The 21,481-nt window shown below is 61.6% G+C and carries 21 protein-coding genes; 11 read left to right on the forward strand and 10 right to left on the reverse strand.

All coding sequences use genetic code 11. The features are described 5' to 3' along the window. Positions 1-2: 2 nt before the first annotated feature. The gene (locus tag GR212_RS14375) at positions 3-3,146 is read right to left on the reverse strand and encodes a helicase-related protein (protein WP_163987243.1); all 3,144 of its coding nucleotides are present in this window, start codon (positions 3,144-3,146) and stop codon (positions 3-5) included. A gap of 1,267 nt (positions 3,147-4,413) precedes the next feature. Here GR212_RS14375 and GR212_RS14380 point away from each other — a divergent pair. The 3 genes from GR212_RS14380 to GR212_RS36825 all read left to right on the forward strand — a co-directional run bounded on the left by GR212_RS14380 (position 4,414) and on the right by GR212_RS36825 (position 5,196). Beyond that, positions 4,414-4,569 (forward strand): DUF3309 family protein, encoded by a 156-nt coding sequence (locus GR212_RS14380; RefSeq protein WP_163987244.1) that lies wholly within the window; start codon positions 4,414-4,416, stop codon positions 4,567-4,569. Positions 4,570-4,615: 46 nt separating this feature from the next. Beyond that, positions 4,616-4,870, forward strand: a complete 255-nt coding sequence (locus GR212_RS14385; RefSeq protein WP_112341591.1) for a YMGG-like glycine zipper-containing protein — start codon at positions 4,616-4,618, stop codon at positions 4,868-4,870. Positions 4,871-5,022: 152 nt separating this feature from the next. After that, on the forward strand, positions 5,023-5,196 hold the full coding sequence (locus GR212_RS36825; RefSeq protein WP_204326575.1) for a hypothetical protein: 174 nt from the start codon (positions 5,023-5,025) through the stop codon (positions 5,194-5,196). 142 nt (positions 5,197-5,338) lie between these two features. Here the strand turns inward: GR212_RS36825 and phbB are convergent, their stop codons facing one another. Beyond that, positions 5,339-6,064, reverse strand: a complete 726-nt coding sequence (gene phbB / locus GR212_RS14390) for an acetoacetyl-CoA reductase (RefSeq protein ID WP_163987245.1) — start codon at positions 6,062-6,064, stop codon at positions 5,339-5,341. 99 nt (positions 6,065-6,163) lie between these two features. Continuing rightward, entirely contained in the window at positions 6,164-7,345 is a 1,182-nt protein-coding gene (locus GR212_RS14395) for an acetyl-CoA C-acetyltransferase (RefSeq protein WP_163987246.1), read from the reverse strand. A 241-nt stretch (positions 7,346-7,586) separates the two neighbouring features. On the opposite strand from GR212_RS14395, the gene phaR reads away from it, so the two are divergent. Continuing rightward, positions 7,587-8,159, forward strand: a complete 573-nt coding sequence (gene phaR / locus GR212_RS14400) for a polyhydroxyalkanoate synthesis repressor PhaR (RefSeq protein WP_163987247.1) — start codon at positions 7,587-7,589, stop codon at positions 8,157-8,159. 339 nt (positions 8,160-8,498) lie between these two features. On the opposite strand, the gene rpmF is transcribed toward phaR, so the two are convergent. From rpmF to mtgA, 4 genes are all read right to left on the reverse strand, one after another. Further along, a complete protein-coding gene (gene rpmF, locus GR212_RS14405) occupies positions 8,499-8,684 on the reverse strand; it encodes a 50S ribosomal protein L32 (RefSeq protein ID WP_006724402.1) in 186 nt (61 codons plus the stop codon). A gap of 178 nt (positions 8,685-8,862) precedes the next feature. Further along, positions 8,863-9,510 carry a glutathione S-transferase family protein gene (locus GR212_RS14410; RefSeq protein ID WP_163987248.1) on the reverse strand — a complete coding sequence of 216 codons (648 nt, stop codon included), beginning with the start codon at positions 9,508-9,510 and terminating at the stop codon, positions 8,863-8,865. 18 nt (positions 9,511-9,528) lie between these two features. Further along, positions 9,529-10,251 carry a DUF1868 domain-containing protein gene (locus tag GR212_RS14415; RefSeq protein WP_163987249.1) on the reverse strand — a complete coding sequence of 241 codons (723 nt, stop codon included), beginning with the start codon at positions 10,249-10,251 and terminating at the stop codon, positions 9,529-9,531. Between the two features lie 96 nt (positions 10,252-10,347). Then, positions 10,348-11,172, reverse strand: a complete 825-nt coding sequence (mtgA, locus tag GR212_RS14420; protein ID WP_432444365.1) for a monofunctional biosynthetic peptidoglycan transglycosylase — start codon at positions 11,170-11,172, stop codon at positions 10,348-10,350. 100 nt (positions 11,173-11,272) lie between these two features. Here mtgA and GR212_RS14425 point away from each other — a divergent pair, with 100 nt between their 5' ends. Next, a complete protein-coding gene (locus GR212_RS14425) occupies positions 11,273-12,187 on the forward strand; it encodes a polyprenyl synthetase family protein (RefSeq protein WP_163987250.1) in 915 nt (304 codons plus the stop codon). Positions 12,188-12,436: 249 nt separating this feature from the next. Beyond that, on the forward strand, positions 12,437-13,078 hold the full coding sequence (locus GR212_RS14430) for a LysE family translocator (protein ID WP_163987251.1): 642 nt from the start codon (positions 12,437-12,439) through the stop codon (positions 13,076-13,078). A gap of 18 nt (positions 13,079-13,096) precedes the next feature. On the opposite strand, the gene ispG is transcribed toward GR212_RS14430, so the two are convergent. Then, on the reverse strand, positions 13,097-14,350 hold the full coding sequence (gene ispG / locus GR212_RS14435; protein WP_163987252.1) for a flavodoxin-dependent (E)-4-hydroxy-3-methylbut-2-enyl-diphosphate synthase: 1,254 nt from the start codon (positions 14,348-14,350) through the stop codon (positions 13,097-13,099). A 127-nt stretch (positions 14,351-14,477) separates the two neighbouring features. Then, the gene (locus GR212_RS14440) at positions 14,478-15,677 is read right to left on the reverse strand and encodes an MFS transporter (protein WP_163987253.1); all 1,200 of its coding nucleotides are present in this window, start codon (positions 15,675-15,677) and stop codon (positions 14,478-14,480) included. A 254-nt stretch (positions 15,678-15,931) separates the two neighbouring features. Between GR212_RS14440 and GR212_RS14445 the strand changes: the two genes are divergently transcribed. Continuing rightward, positions 15,932-16,804, forward strand: coding sequence for an EamA family transporter (locus tag GR212_RS14445; RefSeq protein WP_163987254.1), 873 nt, complete (start codon positions 15,932-15,934; stop codon positions 16,802-16,804). A 112-nt stretch (positions 16,805-16,916) separates the two neighbouring features. Here the strand turns inward: GR212_RS14445 and GR212_RS14450 are convergent, their stop codons facing one another. Beyond that, positions 16,917-17,360, reverse strand: a complete 444-nt coding sequence (locus GR212_RS14450) for a VOC family protein (RefSeq protein WP_163987255.1) — start codon at positions 17,358-17,360, stop codon at positions 16,917-16,919. Positions 17,361-17,651: 291 nt separating this feature from the next. Here GR212_RS14450 and GR212_RS14455 point away from each other — a divergent pair, with 291 nt between their 5' ends. From GR212_RS14455 to GR212_RS14470, 4 genes are all read left to right on the forward strand, one after another. Then, positions 17,652-18,425, forward strand: a complete 774-nt coding sequence (locus tag GR212_RS14455) for an amino acid ABC transporter substrate-binding protein (RefSeq protein ID WP_163987256.1) — start codon at positions 17,652-17,654, stop codon at positions 18,423-18,425. 85 nt (positions 18,426-18,510) lie between these two features. After that, positions 18,511-19,191 carry an amino acid ABC transporter permease gene (locus GR212_RS14460; protein WP_163987257.1) on the forward strand — a complete coding sequence of 227 codons (681 nt, stop codon included), beginning with the start codon at positions 18,511-18,513 and terminating at the stop codon, positions 19,189-19,191. Further along, complete coding sequence (locus GR212_RS14465; RefSeq protein WP_163987258.1) at positions 19,188-19,949, forward strand: amino acid ABC transporter ATP-binding protein; 762 nt, start codon at positions 19,188-19,190, stop codon at positions 19,947-19,949. Before GR212_RS14460 ends, GR212_RS14465 begins: the two co-directional genes overlap by 4 nt. Before the next feature lie 271 nt (positions 19,950-20,220). Then, entirely contained in the window at positions 20,221-21,468 is a 1,248-nt protein-coding gene (locus GR212_RS14470) for an MFS transporter (RefSeq protein WP_163987259.1), read from the forward strand. Positions 21,469-21,481 lie beyond the last annotated feature (13 nt).

The raw sequence follows: 21,481 nt of genomic DNA on the forward strand, positions 1-21,481 counted from the left end.
GCTTATTTCTTCATCTGCTCCTTGAGGGCAGCGAGCTTGGCGAAAGGAGAATCCGGATCGATCGGCTTTTCCTTGCGCGGCGGCTTGGCCTCGAAGCGCAACGGCTGCGAAGCGCCGCGATTGTTGCGGTCGTTCCGATCGTTGCGTTCCTGACGCTCGCCCCGCTCACCACGGTTGCCCTGATGCTGCGGACGTCCGCCCTCGCGATTGCCGCGCGGACCCTTGTCGCCACCGCGATTTTCACGACCGTCGCGACGGTCGCGTCCCTCGCGGTTGCCTTCGCCAGCCGCCTGCTCGCCACCGCTGCGGCGATTGCCGCCCTGATGACCGCGACCCTCGCCCTGCTGGCCGCGACGGTCACCATGACCCCGGCCACCCTGACGCTGCTGATGGTCGTTGCGGCCACCCAGACGCCAGAGCAGAACCGGCTTCGGCTCCGTCGGTTCGACAGCCGCATCGGCGGCCACGCTGACCTCCGCAACCGCGGGAGCGGCTTCGGCAGGCGCATCGCCGGCAACTGTCGTTTCCTGTGCAGCCGTTTCCGGGGCAGCGACTTCCGTCTCCTTAGCCGGCTCGTCGGTCGCGGCATCGGCGTCGTCGTGATCGGCCTTTTCAACGGCAGCATCCGCGGCCGGCGCCGGCGCGGCCGCGCTTGCAGTCGCATCCTGCTGCGCGAGGAAGGCTGTCGCCTCTTCGGCCTTCACGGCATCGGCACGATAGCCAAGACCCTTGAGGATCTCTTCCATATCCTCAAGCGTCGCGCCGAGGATGGAGAGCATCGAGGTCGTCGTCGTAAAGCGGCGGCCATCATAGGCGCCCTCGGGGCGCGAAGCCTGGCCGGGCTTCCACTGCAGCAGCGGGCGGATGAGGTCCGCCAGGCGCTCGAGGATATCGATGCGCACCGCGCGCTTGCCGAGGAACCGGAAGCCCGCAAGCTTGTAGAACATGCGCTCATAGCTCGGATCGGTGACGACCGAGGTGCGGCCAGCGGCGAGAACCGGAATGAGATCGCCATAGCCCGGCTTGTCCAGGCCGTCATTCTTCAGGGCCCAGAGCAGCGTGATGAGCTCGGCCGGGGCCGGCTTCAGCAAGGCGGGCACGAAGATATGGTAGGCGCCGAAGCGGATGCCGTAACGGCGCATGGAGGCGCGCGCATCCTGATCCAGCGACTTCACTTCATCGGTGACGTCGCGGCGGAACAGGACACCCAGATTCTCGACCAGCTGGAAAGCCAGCCCCTTGGCCAGCCCCTGCAGATCCTCGGCGCGCGACAGATCGTCGAGCGGCTTCAGGATCGTGCTGATATGATGATTCACGAAGCGCTCGATGCGCGCCGCGACATGATCGCGCGCATTGCCGGTCAACTGCTCGTCGGCGAGCAGGATGACGCGCGGACGCATGATATGATCGCTACCCGACAGGCGCGCAACGGGATCGCCGAGCCAGCGCACGAGACCATCGGCGCTGATCGCAAGATCGCTGTTACCGGCCGCATGCATACGCGCCGCGCGTGCCTCGAACTCCAGCGCAAGCGCCTTCAGCGAGGCAGTCTGGACAGCCTTGGCGTCCGGCCCCTCCGTTCCCGCGATAGGCGTGAACCGGAATCCGGTCAATTGTCCCACATGATGTCCCTCAACGAAGACATCCCCATTCACACTGATTTCAGCTTCCAGCATCGCATTCTCTCTCAGGCGCTTCATGAGCACAGATGTCCTGCGATCAACAAAGCGTTTCGTCAACCTCTCATGTAACGCGTCGGACAATCGATCTTCGATTTCCCGCGTCTTTTCTTGCCAGTGTGTCGGATCGGCAAGCCAGCCGGGCCGGTTCGACACATAGGTCCAAGTCCTTATCTGCGCGATTCGCGCCGAAAGCGTGTCGATCTCGCCATCCGTCCGATCGGCGCGGTGCACCTGTTCGGCAAGGAAGTCCTCTTTTACCGTGCCATAACGCACAAGGTCGGAAAAGAGGGCGGCAATGAGATCGGCATGCTGGGCAGGCGTAATGCGCCGATAGTCGGGAAGCGCACAGGCCTCCCACAATTTCTCAACCCGAGCCGGGCTGCTGGCAAGATCGACTATCTCCAGATCGCGTGACAGATATTCCAATGCCTGCTGGTCTACCGCAGGCAGCGCCCGCGTCAAGCCCTGCACGCGTGGCGCGTCTTCCAAACTTGCACGCAGCGCCGCGATCGAGGCGAAATCCGGATCCTTGCTGCGCCATTGCAGCACTTTCACCATGTCGAACTCATGCCCCTCGATCCGGCGCACCAATTCGTCGTCGAACGGATCCACCTGTCCCGTGACGCCGAAAGTGCCGTCCTTGAGATGACGGCCGGCACGGCCGGCGATCTGGCCGAGCTCGGCGGGATTGAGGTTGCGGAACTGATAACCGTCGAACTTGCGATCCTGGGCAAAGGCGACATGATCGACGTCGAGATTGAGGCCCATGCCGATCGCATCGGTCGCAACCAGGTACTCGACGTCGCCGGCCTGGTAGAGCGCCACCTGCGCGTTGCGGGTGCGCGGGCTCAGCGCGCCGAGGACGACGGCGGCGCCGCCGCGCTGGCGGCGGATGAGCTCCGCGATCGCATAGACCTCGTCGGCGGAAAAGGCGACGATCGCCGTGCGCTGCGGCAGGCGGGTGATCTTTTTCTGGCCGGCATAGAAGAGATGCGACAGTCGCGGCCGTTCAAGGACGGTGATCCCGGGCAGCAGCTGCTCGAGGATAGGCCGCATCGTACCGGCGCCGAGCAGCAGGGTCTCGTCCCGGCCGCGCAGATGCAGGATCCTGTCGGTGAAGATATGCCCGCGCTCCAGGTCGCCGGCAAGCTGCACCTCGTCGATGGCGACAAAGGAGGCGCGCGTCTCGCGCGGCATGGCCTCGACCGTGCAGACGGAGAAGCGCGCATTCGGCGGCGATATCTTTTCCTCGCCAGTCACCAGCGCGACATGCTGAGCCCCGACCTTCTCGACCACGCGCGTATAGACCTCGCGGGCAAGCAGCCGCAACGGCAGGCCGATCACGCCGCTGCCGTGTGCCACCATGCGCTCGATGGCATAATGGGTCTTGCCGGTATTGGTCGGTCCGAGCACCGCGGTCACGCCGCGTCCGCTCAGGATCATAGGCTGCGAAGTCTGAGTCATGGGTCCGTGCATGGGCGAGAAACCGCCGTCTTCCGATCTGCGAGTTCCTCTTGGAGGAAACGAACAGATGACGACCATATGTGACAAAGGCAAGACCTGAATAAAAAAACAGATGCGGCAACAATCGATTTCATAATTGGTCGTCTCAACCACAAGCTACATTTACGCTGCATCCCATACGAGTCCCGGAGATTCCGGAACAGCCTGGGAACGAATCGGCGACGAATCGCTGACTCTTTATAGTTCTTTATTTGTTCACTACAACATATGGATTTTCGCGGAAAGATTTCTACCAGATGCTGAATCGCGTTCCGACGTCTTTTTTGCGGAAATGAGAGTCAAGCAACGAACCCGGAATGCCCGGAAATTTACGTCGCGACATGGTTAATTATTTGTAAAAAATGATAATTTCGGCAAACTGGACGAAGGCGCCAGGAAACAGGCCAAAGCCGGAACGAATCGGCGACGAATCGCGGATTCCACATTATTCCGCTTTTGTTCTCCACAACATCTAGCGTTTTCCGGTCGGATTTTGCCGGACTCCGAATGGTTGAGCCGCGGATTCCGGCCGAATCTGTGATTGCGGCCGGTCTTTTAGCGAGCGGAACTATAATGAATCAACAAATACACCCATAGGATGCATCCGTTAACGCTTCGATCAAAGCCGGAACGAATCGGTGACGAATCGCGGATCGTCGCAGGTATCGTCTTTGTTCACGGCTACATGTCGTATCCCGCCGGGACAGTATCGCTACATGAAGAACAGCACGGGCGCCGGCTTTGATGGCGAGTGCGCGGCAAATTAACCAATCAGGGCAGGAACCACCACTTTTCGGCGATCCCGCCCTCATCTGCGTTGCTCTTCCGGCGCGCGGCCAAGTGCGGCGGAAAGCCCCGATATTAACAAAAGTCCAAACAAGGAACGAATCATCGACGAATCACAGACATTCGGCCTTTCCCGTTTCGTTCACCACAACCCATTGTATTTTAATCATATTTTAACCATAGAAACAGGTCTCGCGTTATTCCCGCCACCGTTGCGCCGCGCTATCGCGTTAACCTTTCGCTGACCATTGAGGCGGCTGCTTACCGGCATTTTTATTTCTTAGCCGGAACAATTGTCGGGGCCGCAAGTTTCTATGAGCAGAATTGAGAAACTCCGCCCATCACTGGGAATAGATTTGAACTGAAGCCGCTGAAACATGACGCTGCATCGAACATGGATGCCGGCGTAGCAGTCAAGCGACGGACATGGAGGAGACATATCATGCTTGGTACGGTATTGCTTGTCATACTGATTCTGCTGCTGGTCGGCGCACTTCCCAACTGGGGTTACAGCCGCGCATGGGGGTACGGTCCATCAGGCGGTCTCGGGCTTGTTCTCGTCATTGTCCTCATTTTGTTGTTGATGGGGCGGATCTGATCCGCAGATTATTGTTCAAACTTCGCAACACCAGGGAGCTAACACTATGAAGAAGATCATCGTCGCGATCGCCCTCGTCGGCGCGTTGGCGTCGTGCACTGCAACGGAAAAAGGCACAGCCATCGGCGCCGGCACCGGCGCCCTGATCGGCGGCGTGGCCACGCATAGCTGGGGCGGGGCGGCTGTCGGCGCCGTGGCCGGCGGCGTCGTCGGCAACCTTATCGGACGCTCGCACGAGCGCCGCGGCTACTGCATCTATCGCGACCGCTACGGTCACCGCTATGAGGCCCGTTGCCGCTAAGACCGGGCTCTTGTGACCGGCCGCAACAGGCGACCGGTCACGACCACCGGCCTCTGGCCCAAATTCGGGAAACACCAGTTTCTGAAAGACGATCCTCTTTCCGCGCTATCCCTCGCGGGGAGCAAGCAGTGTTTTGAGAAAGGACCGGCACCATGGCCGCAATCATCGCAAGCATTGCAGCATTTGTGCTGATCGGAACCACTTTCTACGCGCTCGGATGCGCGATAAGGGCGCGGGACAAGGAGAAGCGGGAGGTGGCGCTAGACGCCGTCATCCTCGAATTCAAGCCGCGACAGAGACAGCAGGCGCATTCAAGACGTGGATGATCGCCGGCTGGCCCGGCAATCCCGTTTGAGACGCAATCGACGAAAAAAGGCTCGGCGCTTCATGGAATCGCCGAGCCTTTCGATTTCTTTGCCTTATGCAATTGCGCACGGAAAACCGCCGCGCGATTTTCCTGGAATTGCCTTAGACGACGAACTGGCCGCCGTTGGCGCTGATCGTCGATCCCGTGATGAAACCGGCATCGTCGCTGGCAAGGAACACCGCCACGCGGGCAATTTCCTCAGGCTCGCCCAGCCGCCCCACGGGGATCTGCGGGATGATGCGTTCGTTCAGCACCTTTTCCGGCACGGCAAGCACCATCTCCGTGCCGATATAGCCGGGGCAGATGGCATTCACGGTAATGTTCTTGGCGGCGCCCTCCTGCGCGAGGGCCTTGGTGAAGCCGAGATCGCCGGCCTTGGCGGCCGAATAGTTCGCCTGCCCCATCTGCCCTTTCTGACCGTTGATCGAGGAGATGTTGATGATGCGGCCGAAGCTGCGGTCGCGCATCCCCTGCCAGACATGATGGGTCATGTTGAACAGGCCGGTAAGGTTGGTGTTGATGACCTCATGCCATTGCTGCGGCGTCATCTTGTGGAACATGGCGTCGCGGGTAATGCCGGCATTGTTGACCAGGATCTCGACATGGCCGAGATCGTGCTCGACCTTGGCGATGCCCTTGCCGCAGGCCTCGTAGTCGGTCACGTCCCACTTATGGACGGAGATACCGGTCACCTCATGGAAAGCCCGGGCCTTTTCGTCGTTGCCGGCATAGGTCGCCGCCACCTTATAGCCCGCATTGTGCAGCGCCATCGAAATGGCCGCGCCGATGCCGCGCGTTCCTCCGGTTACCAATGCCACTCTGCTCATGTGCCACTCCCCTTTGTTGTCGCGGAGACGGGACGCCCGAACATCGGATCGCCCGCCCCGCTTTCACCGCTTCTTCTGGAAAATCCCTTACGAGACGCTTCAGAGCGCCTCGAAGCACATGGCGACACCCATGCCGCCGCCGATGCACAGCGTGGCGAGCCCCTTGCGGGCGCCACGACGCTTCATTTCGAACAGCAGCGTGTTGAGGATGCGGGCGCCGGAGGCGCCGATGGGGTGGCCGATGGCGATCGCGCCACCGTTGACGTTGACGATCGAGGTATCCCAGCCGAGATCCCTGTTGACGGCGCAGGCCTGAGCGGCAAAAGCCTCGTTGGCCTCGACGAGATCGAGGTCGCCGACGGACCAGCCGGCCTTTTCCAGCGCCTTGCGGGAAGCCGGGATCGGCCCGGTGCCCATGATCTGCGGATCGACGCCGGCCGTTGCCCAGGAGACGATACGGGCCAGCGGCTGGATACCCCGGCGCGAGGCTTCCGCCTCGGTCATCAGCAAGGCGGCGGCGGCGCCGTCATTGAGACCGGAAGCATTGGCGGCGGTGACCGTGCCGTCCTTGTCGAAGGCCGGGCGCAGCTTCACCATGCCGTCCAGCGTCGCGCCATGGCGAATATATTCGTCGGCGTCGACCGTCACGTCGCCCTTGCGCGTCTGGATGACGAAAGGAACGATTTCGTCCTTGAACCGGCCTGCTTTCTGCGCGGCTTCCGCCTTGTTCTGGGAGGCAACGGCAAACTGGTCCTGGTCGTCGCGGGAAAGCTGCCACTGCCGCGCGATGTTTTCCGCCGTGATGCCCATGTGATAGCCGTAGAAGGCATCCGTCAGGCCATCCTTGATCATGGTGTCGATCATCTTCATGTCGCCCATCTTAGTGCCGGCGCGAAGGTTTGCGGCATGCGGCGCCATCGACATGGATTCCTGGCCGCCGGCGACGATGATCTTCGCATCGCCGGTCGCGATCTGCTGCAGGCCGAGCGCGACGGCGCGCAGGCCGGAACCGCAAAGCTGATTGACGCTCCACGCGGTCGCTTCCTGCGGAATGCCGGCCTTCATCGCCGCCTGGCGCGCCGGGTTTTGGCCTTCGCCGGCCTGGAGCACCTGGCCGAGGATCACTTCATCGACTTCCTTGGCATCGACACCGGCGCGCTCCAGCACACCCTTGATGGCGGTAGCGCCAAGCTCATGAGCCGGAACGGTCGCAAAGGCCCCGTTGAAGGAGCCGACCGCCGTACGGGCGGCGCTGGCGACGACGATGGATGGATTGCTCATGGATGCCTCCTCACAAGATGAACATGTATATGAGGCGAAACTGTCAAAGCTTTGCGTCCGAGTCAAACAGCAAGAATTCTCGGGGCATAGATTTCACAAGGCTGTCACCGCCTTCAAAAAAATCCAATCAAAGGAAAGGGCTTGCCGCATCGCACAAAGCGATTGTCACCAAGCTTCTTTTGCGTCTACACTCCGAGGTGGAGGAGTTTCCATACAATCAGACGGGGCCAGGAGACTGATAATGGCAAAGAATGAGGGCCAGATCGTAATCAAGAAATACGCCAATCGCCGCCTATACAACACTGGCACCAGCACCTACGTGACGCTGGACGACCTGGCGGAGATGGTCAAGAAGGGTGAGGAGTTTACCGTCCAGGACGCCAAGAGCGGTGAGGATATTACGCATTCTGTCCTGACGCAGATCATTTTCGAACAGGAATCGAAGACCGGCAACACGTTGCTGCCGATTTCATTCCTGCGGCAGCTCATCGGCTATTACGGCGACCAGATGCAGATGGTCGTGCCGAGCTTCCTTGAACACTCGATGCGTTCTTTCACGGAACAACAGACCCAGATGCGCGAGCAGATCAATCGCGCCTTCGGCGAAACGCCTCTCGGCAAGAACCTGCAGTTGCCCATGCAGATGGTCGAGGAACAGGTCCGCCGCAATACGGAAATGTTCCAGCAGGCGATGCAGATGTTCTCGCCCTTCATGAAGCCGCCGGTCAAGGAAGGCCGCAAGGCCGAGGCAAAGGATATCGACGAGCTGAAGGAACAGCTCCGCGCCATGCAGAGCAAACTGGACAGCCTTTGATGCAAGGCAATGTGCTTGTGAATTCGTGGAGAGTTTTCACCCGCCTCTGTCACTAACGTGACATCTCCCCCACAAGGGGGAGATTGTTAATCTCGCAGACTCCTCCCACCTCAAGCGAATATCGAATCCGCGGAAACCGCGGTCTATCGCTTTGGCGATAATGGCCGGCATACCCCAACAATCTCCCCTTGTGGGGGAGAGGTCCCGAAAAGGACAGAGAGGGTATCGGCAGCGCGGCACACGAGCGGCTGCTTCCCCCACAAGCACATGTCGATCAAAACGAAAAAAGGCCGGCAAAGCGCCAGCCTTTTTATTCATGCCATCGAGGCAGCGCTAAAATTATGCGCTTTCCTTCGGCGTCAGAACCTGACGGCCGCGATACATGCCGGTCTTCAGGTCGATGTGGTGCGGGCGGCGCAGTTCGCCGGAGTTCTTGTCTTCGACGTAGGTCGAAGCCTTCAGGGCGTCAGCAGAGCGGCGCATACCGCGCTTGGACGGGCTCGTTTTTCTCTTCGGTACAGCCATTCTCGTTACTCCATGTACGGACGAAACATATCCACGGCCAGCAAGGCGGCCGAAAAAGACATGCATCAATTTCGGAAATTGGGCCGGCTTATACATGGCTTGCCGGGCTTTGACCAGTCCCTTCCAGCATTTTTTGCCCGTAGCGGCGGATTCCCGAATATTCGACCCCGAACGGTGATCAGGCTTCGTCCTCTCCGACGATCCAGGGTTCGTGCAGCGCGGCCTCTTCCCACGCCCTCCAGGCCGGCAGCGCCTTCATGGTCGCCATATATTCCAGCGTGTCGGCCGCAACCGGAATGTCGTATCGCTCCAGACGGCTGACGACAGGTGCAAACATTGCGTCCGCGCCGGAAAACGCGCCGAACAGGAACGGACCGCCGGATCGCGACCGAGCCTCGCGCCAGATGGTTTCGATACGCGCCACATCCGCCATGACGTCTTCGGAGAGATCGAGGCGGCGAACCGGGCGGCGCATGTTCATCGGACAGGCGCTGCGCAGCGCGACGAAACCGGAAAGCATCTCCATGCTATAGGACCGCGCCAGCGAGCGGGCCTGCCGATCGTGGGGCAGAAGCCCGGCATCCGGGAACAGCTCGGCCGCATATTCGATAATGGCGAGCGATTCCCAGACCCTGAAGCCGTCATGGACCAGCATCGGCACCCTGCCTGTCGGCGACACTTCGCGAATGCGCGGATTGCCGCCCGGAAAATCGAAGGGGATCAGAACCTCTTCGAAGGCGATGCCGCACCCCGTAAGCGCGATCCATGGCCGAAACGACCAGGAAGAATAATTCTTGTTGCCGATATAGAGGGTCAGCTTGTCCATGACGCGTGCGTTTCCTTTCTACGTTCGAAACTCGAAGACGAAGAGTTCCTCGAAATGGTTCATGTCGTCGAAGGCGCAGAAGGCCGGCGGCCGCAGCTCGAGAACAGACTGTTCGGCGCGAAGTTCGGCAGCGGCCTCGTCCAGCATTGCCTGCCAGCACGGCAGGGCCTCGTCGGCCAGCCGCTCGATGGCATAGGCAAACGTGATGTGAAACGGATAGGCCTCATGATCGGGGTGGCGATAGCCGAGAAGATCCGCCAGGGCATTGCGCCACTCGCGCATCGTCCTGCGGTCCGCTTCGGTTACACCGTCGACCAGCAGGCCGCTGGGCCGCGCCTTCGTCACGGCGACCTTGAACGGATCGCGCATCGAAAAGGCCTTGAGGCGCTCCCCCATGATCTCCGTCATCTCGTCGATCGGCGTATCGAGCGCCATGTCCGCGGGCCAGTGGGGTCGCGTGCGGCGATACTCGATGATGCCCTGGAACAACGTCATGTGCAGGCTGGAGATGGGCGTGAAGACGAATTGCCTGGCCTCCGGCATGTCGAGATATTTCTGCCGAGCCGTAACGATGGCGCGCTGGGTCTGCGAACCTTCCGCCACATGGCAGACGATCGTGTTGCCCGGTTCATGCAGGAAGACGCCGGAGTGATCGTAGCGCGTGCCGAAATGGCGCGGCGGCTGCGGATGCAGGCTTTTGGCATACTCGAGCAGTTCTGGGGAGAAGGCGTTGAAATCCATGGAGCAGGTCCGATCTTCGTTGGCAGATCACCCGCCCTTACTTCATGGCCAAGAATGCCAGATGACGATCAGCCGGTCGAACGACAAGTTATGATCTCAGTCATAAAGGCATTTGATGTATGCATCCGCATTCCGGGCGCGGCGCTGGATCAGCGAGGCAAGCTGGCCGAGGCCCCGCCCCGGCTTGCTCGCCACCCGATCGATCGGGTTGGGAAGCGAGACGGCAAGAAGGGCTGCCTGACGGGCCGAAAGTTTGGAGGCCGGCACCTTGAAATGGTAGCGCGCCGCCGCCTCGATGCCGTAGATGCCCGGCCCCCATTCGGCGACATTGAGGTAGATTTCCATCATGCGGCGCTTCGACCAGACGAAGGAGGCGGAAACCGCAAGCGGCAGTTCCAGGGTCTTGCGCACGAAGGAGCGGCTGTTCCAGAGAAACAGGTTCTTCACCGTCTGCATCGGGATCGTGCTGCCGCCGCGCGTGGACTTGCCGTGCAGCGTCTCCTGGACGAGCATCCGCATCTCGCCCCAATCGACGCCGCCGTGGTAACAGAATTGCCCGTCCTCGGAGACCATCACCGATTTCACCAGCACCGGCGCGATATTGTCGAGCGGAACCCAGCGCCGGTCATAGCCCTGAAAGGTAACGGCATCGCCGATCATCAGCGTCGAGACAGGGTGGATGAACGGCAGCAGATAGACGAAGATGAAGAAATAAGGCAGCAGCAGGACGCCGATCAGCACGAGGACGATGCGTTGCCAGAGCGGCCTTGTCTTGAAGCGCGCAAGCAGGCCGGACCGTCGCGGCACCTCGGCTTCCTCCTCATTGTCCGTCGATATGTCCAATTGCCTGAGGTCCACGATGGCTCCATCCCGGAACGCCTTGGCTGCAACCGGGAAACGCTCTGCTGTTGCATTCGTCATACCGCCTACACGGAGCGATGACCAGAGTGCGGCGTCATTCCCCACGCGGCTGTTGACAATTCTCGTTGCCAGCAACCGCCTCTCATGCCAAACAGCGGCCATGGACAGCACCCATTCCTCATTCGAACAGCGCCTCAGGGACAACGCCGGCAAGATCGAAGCCATGTTGAACCGGCTTCTCGGCGACACCGCCCTCAGCGACGAGATCGTCCGCCCGGCCCGGCTGCTGCACGCCATGCGTCACGGCGTCCTGAACGGCGGCAAGCGGCTGCGCCCTTTCCTCGTCATGGAATCGGCAGCCCTTCTCGGCGGCGATGCGGAAGCGGCCCTTCGGATCGGCGCCGCGCTCGAATGCGTGCATTGCTACTCGCTCGTCCATGACGACCTGCCCGCCATGGACGACGACGACCTGCGCCGCGGCCAGCCGACGGTGCATATCGCCTTCGACTACGCAACGGCGATCCTGGCAGGCGACAGCCTGCTGACCTATGCCTTCGACATCATCGCCGCCCCCGAAACGGAGCTGCCGGCGGACCGGAAAATGGCGCTCGTTCTGGCGCTGGCGCGGGCAGCCGGCATCGGCGGCATGGCCGGCGGCCAGGCCCTCGACCTTGCGGCGGAGAAAGAGACGCCGGACGAAAGCGGCATCACCACGCTGCAGGCGATGAAGACGGGCGCGCTGATCCGCTTTGCCTGCGAGGCCGGCGCCATCGTCGCCGGCGCCCCCACCGAAGACCGCAAGCGCCTTCGAACGTTCGGCGAAAAGATCGGTCTTGCCTTCCAGCTTGCAGACGATCTTCTCGACCTCACCGCCGATGCCGCCACCATGGGCAAGGCAACCGGCAAGGATGCCGCACGCGGCAAGGGCACGCTGGTCGCCCTGCACGGCCAGGAATGGGCGGAAACAACGCTCGCAAGGCTGGTGAGCGAAGCGGCAGACCTGCTGTCCGTCTATGGCGACAAGGCGACCGTCCTCACGCAAACCGCCCGCTTCGTCGCAAACCGCAGGAACTGACCCCGGTGCATTGGTAGGGCGTTGCCCGACCTCGTGCGAGCCCGAGGCCTCCATGGTCGCAGGTTCGGATGCGGCGAAGGCGCTCCGGCCGCGATAACGGCTCATCCATTCAGCGACGGAATGTCACCATAACAAGAATCCATGCGTTGCCGGGTGATTTCCGCTGCATTTTGTGACACATTCCCATTCCGAAGCTGGCCCGTAGACGCAGAATTGTTCGCGCCGGCCGACGCTTCGGGAAATCTCTCCATGCACGAAACGCTTGCCTACCTGCCGCAGATCCTGCCGGCCTACATCGCTTACATCGTCGCTGTCGTCAGCCCGGGCCCCGCCATCATGGCGATCATCGGCACATCGATGACCCACGGCCGCAAGGCCGGCATGACCCTCTCGCTCGGGATCTTCGGCGGTTCGCTGACCTGGGCCTTCGCCGCCGCAGCCGGCCTTGCCACGCTGCTGCAAACCTATGCCATGGCGCTGGAGCTGCTGAAGATCTTCGGCGGCATCTACCTGCTCTATCTCGCCTACAAGGCGTTTCGCGCCGTGCGGGCCAACGGCGAGATGCCGACCGCGGCCGAAGGCCCGAAAACGCCCGGCTTCAAATCGCTGATCCTGCGCGGCTACGGCATCCACGTCACCAATCCGAAGGCCATCTTCGCCTGGCTCGCCATCATCGCGCTCGGCATGCCGCAGGGCGCGCCGGCTTCCGTGGCGATGCTGATCATCGCCGTCTGCGGCGTGACCGGTTTCGTGGTGTTCATGGGCTATGCGATCCTGTTTTCGACGCCGCATGCGCTGAGGATCTATCGCAATGCCCGCCGTTGGATCGAGGGCGCCATGGCCGGCTTCTACTGCTTCGCCGGCATCAAGCTGCTGACGAGCAATATCTGATCCGGTTCAAGCGGCGGATCACTCCGCCGCGACGCTCTTCTGGCCGAAGCGCTTCTCGATGTAGTCCGTCACCAGCGCCTCGAAATCGGAGGCGATGTTCGGGCCACGCAGCGTCATGGCCTTCTGGCCGTCGATGAAGACCGGCGCGGCCGGCGTTTCGCCGGTGCCGGGCAGGGAAATGCCGATATCGGCATGCTTGCTTTCGCCGGGTCCGTTGACGATGCAGCCCATGACGGCGACGTTCAGCGCCTCGACGCCCGGATATTTCTCGCGCCAGACCGGCATGTTCTTGCGGATGTCGTTCTGGATGTTCTGCGCCAGCTCCTGGAACACGGTCGACGTCGTGCGGCCGCAGCCGGGACAAGCCGCGACGACGGGAATGAATTGACGGAAGCCCATGACCTGCAGCAGCTCCTGCGCCACCTGCACTTCGCGGGTGCGGTCGCCGTTCGGCTCCGGCGTCAAGGAAACGCGGATGGTGTCGCCGATGCCGTGCTGCAGCACATAGCCCATGGCGGCCGACGAGGCGACGATGCCCTTGGAGCCCATGCCGGCCTCGGTCAGGCCCAGATGCAGGGCGTGGTCGGAACGCTCCGACAGCATGGAATAGACGGCGATCAGATCCTGCACCTGGCTGACCTTGGCCGACAGGATGATGCGGTTGCGCGGCAGGCCGATGTCTTCGGCGAGATCGGCCGAGATCAGCGCCGACTGCACGATGGTCTCGCGCGTCACCTGCCGGGCCGACAGCGGCGAGCCCTCGGCGGCATTCTTGTCCATCAGCGCGGTCAGGAGATCCTGGTCGAGCGAGCCCCAGTTGACGCCGATGCGCACCGGCTTGTCGTAGCGGATCGCCATCTCGATGATCTCGGCGAACTGCTTGTCCTTCTTGTCCTTGAAGCCGACATTGCCGGGATTGATGCGGTATTTCGCCAGCGCCTCGGCGCAGGCCGGATGATCGGCGAGCAGCTTGTGGCCGATATAATGGAAATCGCCGATCAGCGGCACGTCCATGCCGAGCCGCAGCAGCCGCTCGCGGATTTTAGGAACGGCGGCAGCGCTCTCGTCGCGGTCGACGGTGATGCGCACCAGCTCCGAGCCGGCTTTGAAAAGGGCCGCCACCTGCGCCACGGTCGAATCGATATCGGCGGTGTCGGTGTTGGTCATGGACTGCACGACGACGGGCGCCCCGCCGCCGACGATCACGCCGCCGACATCGACGGCAACGGAGGAACGGCGCGGTTTCGGGTCGAAATCACTGGCTGACGACATGGAAAGCTCTCGCAGGCCTTTGCAATTGGTGCCTTTCAGGTGGATCACGAAACGGTCGTTGTCAACCGCTCCGGACATCTCTTTTGATCGGACGGGATCTACCCGTTACCGAGCAAAAGCGACGAAATTAATGCTTGCTCTCGCCGATGCCATCAGCGTAGCGCGCCAGGGACGACAAGGCCAGCACGACAAGCAGCAGCACCGGCAGCGCCGTCAGCACCGGCGAGAAGCCGACATGCTCGGCGGCAAAGCCAATTGCGGACGGCGCGACCAGCATGCCGGAATAGCCGAGCGTCGTGACGACCGAAATGCCGATACCGGGCTGCAGCCCGGGAATGTTGCCGGCGGCGGAAAAGGCGATCGGCACCATGTTGGAAATGCCGATGCCGCAGAGCGCGAAGCCGAGGATGGCGATCTCCGCATTCGGCGCCAAAGCTGCCGTCAGCATGCCGACGATGGCAAAGACCGTGCAGACGCGCAGCGTGCGCACGGCACCCAGCCAGTCGCGGACGAAATCGCCGGCAAAGCGCATCGTCGCCATGGTGGCCGAGAAGGCGGCGAAGCCGAAGCCGGAGAGCGCCACCGATGCACCCTTTTCCTGGCCGAGATAGAGCGCGCTCCAATCCAGCACCGCGCCTTCCGGCACCATGCAGAACAGCGCGACGATGCCGAGCAGCCAGGGCAGCGGGATCATCGGCAGCTTTGCCTTCGGCTTGGCTTCGTCGGGATGCGGCTGATCGCCCAGAACCATCGGCCAGGCGACGACCAGAAAAAGAACGGCGAGAACGGTCGACGCCTCGGCATGGCCGAGAACGCCGCAGCGCGAGATCAGCAGCCCGCCGATCGCCGAGCCCAGCAGGCCGCCCAGGCTCCAGAAGGCATGGCAGGAAGACATGATCGCCCGGCGCATGGATTTTTCGACCGAAACGGCATTGGCGTTCATCGCCACGTCCATGGCGCCGATGAAGCCGCCGAAGAGGAACAATACAACGGCCGCGGTCCATACGTTCGGCGCCAGCGTGAGGGCGAGAATCATCGGCAGCAGCAGCACCGCAAAACAGCGCACCACGATGCGCGAGCCGCGCACGGCGATCTGCGCGCCGGCAAGCGGCATCATCACGAGCGACCCGACGCCGAAGACGAGGATCATCAGGCCGAGCTCGAATTTCGTGAGGTGCAGGCGCTCGGCGAACTCCGGAATTTTCGGCGCCCAGCAGCCGACCATGAAGCCGTTGAGCAAGAACAGCAGAGATACGGCCGCGCGCGGTTTTGTGAAAAATCCGCTCCTTCGCGCCTCAAGACCCTCCATTCTCGTCATCTCGTCCATGAAAATTCCTCCAAATCAGCACCGCAGTCTATTTAAATCGATTGAAATCTCAACGATCGAAAAGAGCGGAAACAGTCACATTTCGTCTCTGTCTGTTAAAGCGGAGGCAAAGACGCCACAACCCCGAATAAATAATTCGTGACCGTACGGCATCGGCAAAAACCGCTATTGACGGCGAAAAAGTAGGCTCCTATCCGTTGAGACTTGAAAGATTATTCGGCCGGCCCGCGTCGGGGCCATCCTCTGGTGCTCCCGTGAAAAATTCCATCAGCTATGGCATCCTGCTTACGGTGTTTGCCTACATGCTGTTCACCGCCCACGATTCGGCGGTGAAGCTGCTCGTCGCCTCCATTTCCGTCTGGCAGGTCCTGTTCATACGAAGCTGCACCATCCTTGCCGGCTGCTTCGTCTTCGAAGGACCCTCGCTCGTCCACAAAGTGGCGCGCTCGCCGATCCTCAAGCCGATGATCGTGCGCAGCATCATCATCCTGATCGCGTGGATTTCCTATTATTCGGCAGCCTCCTACCTGCAGCTCGCCGAAGTGACGACGCTCTACTACGCGGCGCCGATCGTCGGCACGATCCTTGCGACCATCGTACTGCGCGAAAAGGTCACCTTCGCCCGCTGGATGGCCGTCGGCGTCGGCTTCTGCGGCGTCGTGATCGCCTCCAATCCGGTGGGCCTGTCGATCTCCTGGCCGGTTTACCTGGCGCTGCAAGCCGCCGTCCTCTGGGCAAGCGGCATGGTGCTCCTGCGCAAGACCGCGCTGCACGAGAAGAGCCATATCCAGATGGCCGTCTCCAACATCATGTTCATCGTCCTGACCGCCGGCATGGCGATTGCCCACTGGCAGACACCGACGCTCTTCCAGATCGTGCTGCTTGCCCTGACCGGCATCATCGCCGGCGCCGGCCAGCTCGCTCTCTTCGAAGGCATGCGCCAGGCCCCGGTCTCCGTATTGGCGCCGTTCGAATATACCTCGCTCGTCTGGGCCTTCCTGCTCGGCTACCTGATCTGGGGCGACATCCCCGGCGCCAACACCTTCATCGGCGCCATCCTGATCCTCAGCGCCGGGTTCATCATCATTATCAGCGAACGGATGAAGCGGCGCACCGCGGCGGCTTGAGGCAGAGCGCTGGACGGTGATTGTCGGTCGCGTTACGTGCCGTCGTTATCGATTGGCCCTGCTCGCGGTTCGATAGCAATTTCCATCCCGGTCGAACGGCAACTTCGCGCCATCAACGGACATAAGGTGTTTGCTCAAGTTCAAGCACATTGCCTTCTGGATCGCGAGCGTAGGCGATCAGATAAACCGTCTCTGGCGTTCCGAAATCGGTAATCTGACCAATCTGGCACCCTCCAGCTTCGATGATGCTGGAAAGGGTGCTGTTGATATCCTCCACCTGAAACGCCAGGTGTCCGTAACCGGGTTCATTTACCCTCGGATGGTTGCGATGATGAGTCACCGAATGCTCATGAATTTCCAGAAAGGGGTGTTCCAGCCCCGGAAATCTAAGCCAGATTGACCGAATTTCCGAGTTTGGAAGTCCATTCCCTTTGGAAACAATTTCACCGGACAATGTTTTCGGTTCACGAAATATATGGCATTTCATGACACTCACATAGAATGCAGCGAGCGCGTCTGCATTACGGGCAACCAAGTTGATGTGAGCAAGTCTCATAGTGTTCGGCATCCTCGTCTCTGAGGGCACGGTAACAGATTTCTTCTACTACTTGGAACGAGTCCGCTTCGGGCCGAAAGCGCAAGTGTCGTTGGTTTGCGAACACAGCGAAGTACAGCGGCGGCGGCCGCTGCGGTCTTGTCTTCATGCCAAAATCACCGCCCCTTCCATTCTTTGAGAAAAATATTCGCAATTGCCCTTTTTTCTCGCAGTTTTCTACGCTTCCGCGATCCAATTTTTCTGCGATGTATGCGACATTGAATGAAACCGCTCCAGGAACGGAAGAAAACGATGAACTGGTTGAAGACTGCCGCTGCTGCCGCGCTTGTACAGGCCGCGCTCCTCCTGCCCGCCCATGCCGGCGATAACCTCAAGGCGATCCAGGCCGCCGGCGTGCTGAAGGTCGGCACGGAAGGCACCTATGCGCCGTTCACCTATCATGACGAGAGCAACAAGCTCACCGGCTTCGACGTCGAGATCGCCGAGGCGATCGCCGCCAAGCTCGGCGTCAAGGCGCAGTTCCTGGAAGGCAAGTGGGACGGCCTGATCGCCGGTCTCGACGCCAACCGCTACGACACCGTCATCAACGAAGTCGGCATCACCGACGCCCGCAAGCAGAAATATGATTTCTCCGATCCCTACATCGCCTCCAAGGCCGTACTGATCGTCAAGGAAAACAACACCGACATCAAGGATTTCCCCGATCTCAAGGGCAAGAAATCCGCACAGTCGCTGACCAGCAACTTCGGCAAGCTCGCCGAGAAGTCTGGCGCCGAGCTCGTCGGCACCGATGGCTTCGACCAGTCGATCCAGCTCGTGCTGACCGGCCGCGCCGACGCCACCATCAACGACAGCCTCTCCTTCCTCGACTTCAAGAAGCACAAGCCCGATGCGCCGGTGAAGATCGTCGCCCAGGAAGCCAATGCCGATTATTCCGCCGTCATCATCCGCAAGGGCGAGCCGGAACTGCTGGCCGCCGTCAACAAGGCGCTGGCCGATATCAAGGCCGACGGCACCTATGACAAGATCTCCAAGAAATATTTCGGACAGGATGTTTCGAAGTAAGAAGGCATAGGCAGAAACGTCAATTTGTGAAAAAGATGCGTCCGGGGTCACTTCCGGACGCATTCTCTTATGGAAAGGCTTCTCCTTGGAGCATTGGTTGCAACTGATGTGGGAGTCACTGGGCACGCTGCTTTGGGCAGGGCTCGTCTTCACCATCCCGCTTACCTTGATTACCTTCGTCCTCGGCCTGTTGCTCGGCCTGCTCACCGCCGTCACGCGCCTGTTCGGGCCGCGGCCGCTGGTGGCCGTTGCGCGCTTCTATGTCTGGGTGATCCGCGGCACGCCGCTGCTGGTGCAGCTCTTCGTCATCTTCTACGGCCTGCCGAGCCTCGGCATCTTGCTGGATGCCTTCCCGGCCGCCGTCATCGGCTTCACGCTCAGCGTCGGCGCCTATACCTCCGAGATCATCCGGGCCGTCATCTCCTCCGTGCCGAAGGGCCAGTGGGAAGCCGCCTATTCGATCGGCATGAACTGGCGCCAGGCCATGAGCCGCACCATCCTGCCGCAGGCGGCGCGCGTGGCCGTGCCGCCGCTGTCGAACACCTTCATCTCGCTCGTCAAGGACACCTCGCTTGCCGCCGCCATCACCGTGCCGGAGCTGTTCCAGGCAGCGCAGCGCATCGTGGCGACGACCTACGAGCCGCTGATCCTCTATATCGAGGCCGCCATCATCTATCTCGTGCTCAGCACGTTCCTTTCAACGCTGCAGGGCTACCTCGAACGCCATTTCGCTCGCTCCGGCGGTACGCTGGAGGCACAGACATGATCGAGCTGTCGCATATCGAAAAACGCTTCGGCGACAATGTCATCCTCAAGGATATCAGCCTCCTCATTCCGGAAGGCACGGTGACAGCGCTTGTGGGACCTTCAGGCGGCGGCAAGAGCACGCTTTTGCGCTGCATCAACCTGCTGGAGATCCCGACCGCCGGAACGATCAGCATCGGCGGAGAGACGGCCACCTTCCTGCCGGGCAAGAAGCCGACCTGGCAGGACATCCAGAAGATCCGCCGCCAGACGGGCATGGTCTTCCAGAATTTCCAGCTCTTCCCGCATCAGACCGCCATCGGCAACGTCATGGAAGGGCTGACGACCGTGCTGCGCTGGCCGCAAGACAAAGCCCGCGCCCGTGCCGTCGAACTGCTGACCAAGGTCGGCATGGCGCACAAGATGGATGCCTGGCCCTCGACGCTGTCAGGCGGCCAGCAGCAGCGCGTCGCCATCGCCCGGGCGCTCGCGCCCTCGCCGCGCGTGCTGCTCTGCGACGAACCGACCTCGGCGCTCGATCCGGAACTGGCGGCCGAAGTGGTCGATGTCCTCGGCAAGCTTGCCAACGAAGGCACGACCATGGTCATGGCGACGCACGACCTGCGCCTTGCCTCGAAGATCGCCAACAATGTGGTGTTCCTCGAGGCCGGCAACATCGTCGAAACCGGCTCCTCGCGCAGCATCTTCGGCTCTCCGGCGCAGGAGCGGACAAGGCAGTTCATCTCGACGCTGAATGCCGGCCATAGCTACGACATATAAGAGGCCCTGCGCCTAAAGCGCAGACAAGCCCGTTTGCCCTGCCGGCGGACCGCGCATTGACGATGCGCGGCTTTCCGTTTAGCTCTTATGCCATGAACACGGCTTTGGTTCTCGCAGTGGTAGGAAGGCGCATGGGCAGGATGGTGTAACCATCCGGCGAAAGCACCCATGCGCGGTAAGCAGGCTCCTGACGGGGCCTTTTTTATTGCCCTCATTCCGGGCGGCACCCGTCAGATCTCCCTCGACTTCCCACCACACGACGGACAAGGCCATGACGCGCACCGAAAGCCGCATCGAACGTTCAACCACGCAAGCAATCGAAGACCCGACGACCGGGACAGCGGCCCGACAACCGCGGCTGGCGACCCTCATCCTGCTTTCTGCCGTTGCCGTGCTGCCGGTCAACATGATCCTGCCGTCGCTGCCGAAGATCGCCGCGGCATTTCACGCCGATTTCGCCCTTGTGAACCTGTCGGTCGCCGGCTTTTCCATCGTCACCGCGTTTCTGGAGGCGATCGGCGGCGCGATATCGGACCGGTTCGGCCGCAGGCCGGTCGTCCTGACGGCGCTCTCCATCTTCATCGTCGCATCGATCGGTTGCGTTCTCGCGCCCGATATCGGCACCTTCCTCGTCTTTCGCTCGATGCAGGCGTGCATCGGGCCGTGCTGCTCCGTCGCTCTCGTCGTCATCAAGGAGACATCGGGGGAACGCGAAGCCGCGAGCAAATTCGGCTATCTCGCCATGGGATGGGCGCTCGCGCCCATGGTCGGCCCGCTGTTCGGCGGGACGTTGGACGAGCTTTTCGGCTGGCGCGCAAGCTTTGTCGTGCTTGCGGTCCTCGGCATTGCCGCCTTGGCTCTGTCCATGCGCGAATTGAAGGGATCGAGAGCGCCGTCGTCTGGGACGGACAGGAACTACCTCGCCTCCTATCGGCTGCTTTTGTGTGCGCCGCGATTCTGGGCCTATGCCCTTTGCATGGCCTGCTCCATGGGAGTGCTCTACATTTTCCTCGGCGGAGCGCCGCTCACTGTCGGCGATGCGCTCGGCGGCTCGAGCGCCAGGCTTGGCTTCTACATGGGCCTGGTTCCCGCCGGCTTCATCCTGGGCAGTTACATGGCCGGCCGCTACGGCGCGCGGATCCCGCTCGGCAGGATACTGGTCGTCGCGCGGCTTCTGACCTGCATCGGGCTCGCCTTCGGCCTCGCCCTGTCGCTATCGGGCATGACGCAGATACTGGCACTCTTCGGCCCCTGCATCTTCATCGGTCTCGGCAACGGCCTGACCATGCCGGCCGCCAACAGCGGCGCGATGTCGGTACGGTCGGATCTCGTCGGCACGGCCGCGGGACTCGCCGCTGCCCTGCGGATCGCAGGCGGCGCGCTCATCGGCTCCATCGCAGGGCTGTTCCTTGCACGGTCGGCAACGATCCACACGCTGTTCGTCCTGATGCTGGTATCGGCGATGCTCGCACTGCTGGCGGCGCTTTGGGCTGCCGTGATCGAGAGGCGGGCATGCTGAGGGGAGGCTTTCG

It is taken from the genome of Martinezella lusitana, from assembly GCF_010668395.1.
In the GTDB taxonomy this organism is placed as follows: Bacteria; Pseudomonadota; Alphaproteobacteria; order Rhizobiales; family Rhizobiaceae; genus Rhizobium; species Rhizobium lusitanum_A.

Coding starts and splice junctions, on each gene's coding strand:
- GR212_RS14375 (WP_163987243.1), bottom strand. CDS start 3,146: ATGACTCAGACTTCGCAGCCTATGATCCTGAGCGGACGCGGCGTGACC.
- GR212_RS14380 (WP_163987244.1), top strand. CDS start 4,414: ATGCTTGGTACGGTATTGCTTGTCATACTGATTCTGCTGCTGGTCGGC.
- GR212_RS14385 (WP_112341591.1), top strand. CDS start 4,616: ATGAAGAAGATCATCGTCGCGATCGCCCTCGTCGGCGCGTTGGCGTCG.
- GR212_RS36825 (WP_204326575.1), top strand. CDS start 5,023: ATGGCCGCAATCATCGCAAGCATTGCAGCATTTGTGCTGATCGGAACC.
- phbB (WP_163987245.1), bottom strand. CDS start 6,064: ATGAGCAGAGTGGCATTGGTAACCGGAGGAACGCGCGGCATCGGCGCG.
- GR212_RS14395 (WP_163987246.1), bottom strand. CDS start 7,345: ATGAGCAATCCATCCATCGTCGTCGCCAGCGCCGCCCGTACGGCGGTC.
- phaR (WP_163987247.1), top strand. CDS start 7,587: ATGGCAAAGAATGAGGGCCAGATCGTAATCAAGAAATACGCCAATCGC.
- rpmF (WP_006724402.1), bottom strand. CDS start 8,684: ATGGCTGTACCGAAGAGAAAAACGAGCCCGTCCAAGCGCGGTATGCGC.
- GR212_RS14410 (WP_163987248.1), bottom strand. CDS start 9,510: ATGGACAAGCTGACCCTCTATATCGGCAACAAGAATTATTCTTCCTGG.
- GR212_RS14415 (WP_163987249.1), bottom strand. CDS start 10,251: ATGGATTTCAACGCCTTCTCCCCAGAACTGCTCGAGTATGCCAAAAGC.
- mtgA (WP_432444365.1), bottom strand. CDS start 11,172: ATGACGAATGCAACAGCAGAGCGTTTCCCGGTTGCAGCCAAGGCGTTC.
- GR212_RS14425 (WP_163987250.1), top strand. CDS start 11,273: ATGGACAGCACCCATTCCTCATTCGAACAGCGCCTCAGGGACAACGCC.
- GR212_RS14430 (WP_163987251.1), top strand. CDS start 12,437: ATGCACGAAACGCTTGCCTACCTGCCGCAGATCCTGCCGGCCTACATC.
- ispG (WP_163987252.1), bottom strand. CDS start 14,350: ATGTCGTCAGCCAGTGATTTCGACCCGAAACCGCGCCGTTCCTCCGTT.
- GR212_RS14440 (WP_163987253.1), bottom strand. CDS start 15,677: ATGGACGAGATGACGAGAATGGAGGGTCTTGAGGCGCGAAGGAGCGGA.
- GR212_RS14450 (WP_163987255.1), bottom strand. CDS start 17,360: ATGAGACTTGCTCACATCAACTTGGTTGCCCGTAATGCAGACGCGCTC.
- GR212_RS14455 (WP_163987256.1), top strand. CDS start 17,652: ATGAACTGGTTGAAGACTGCCGCTGCTGCCGCGCTTGTACAGGCCGCG.
- GR212_RS14465 (WP_163987258.1), top strand. CDS start 19,188: ATGATCGAGCTGTCGCATATCGAAAAACGCTTCGGCGACAATGTCATC.
- GR212_RS14470 (WP_163987259.1), top strand. CDS start 20,221: ATGACGCGCACCGAAAGCCGCATCGAACGTTCAACCACGCAAGCAATC.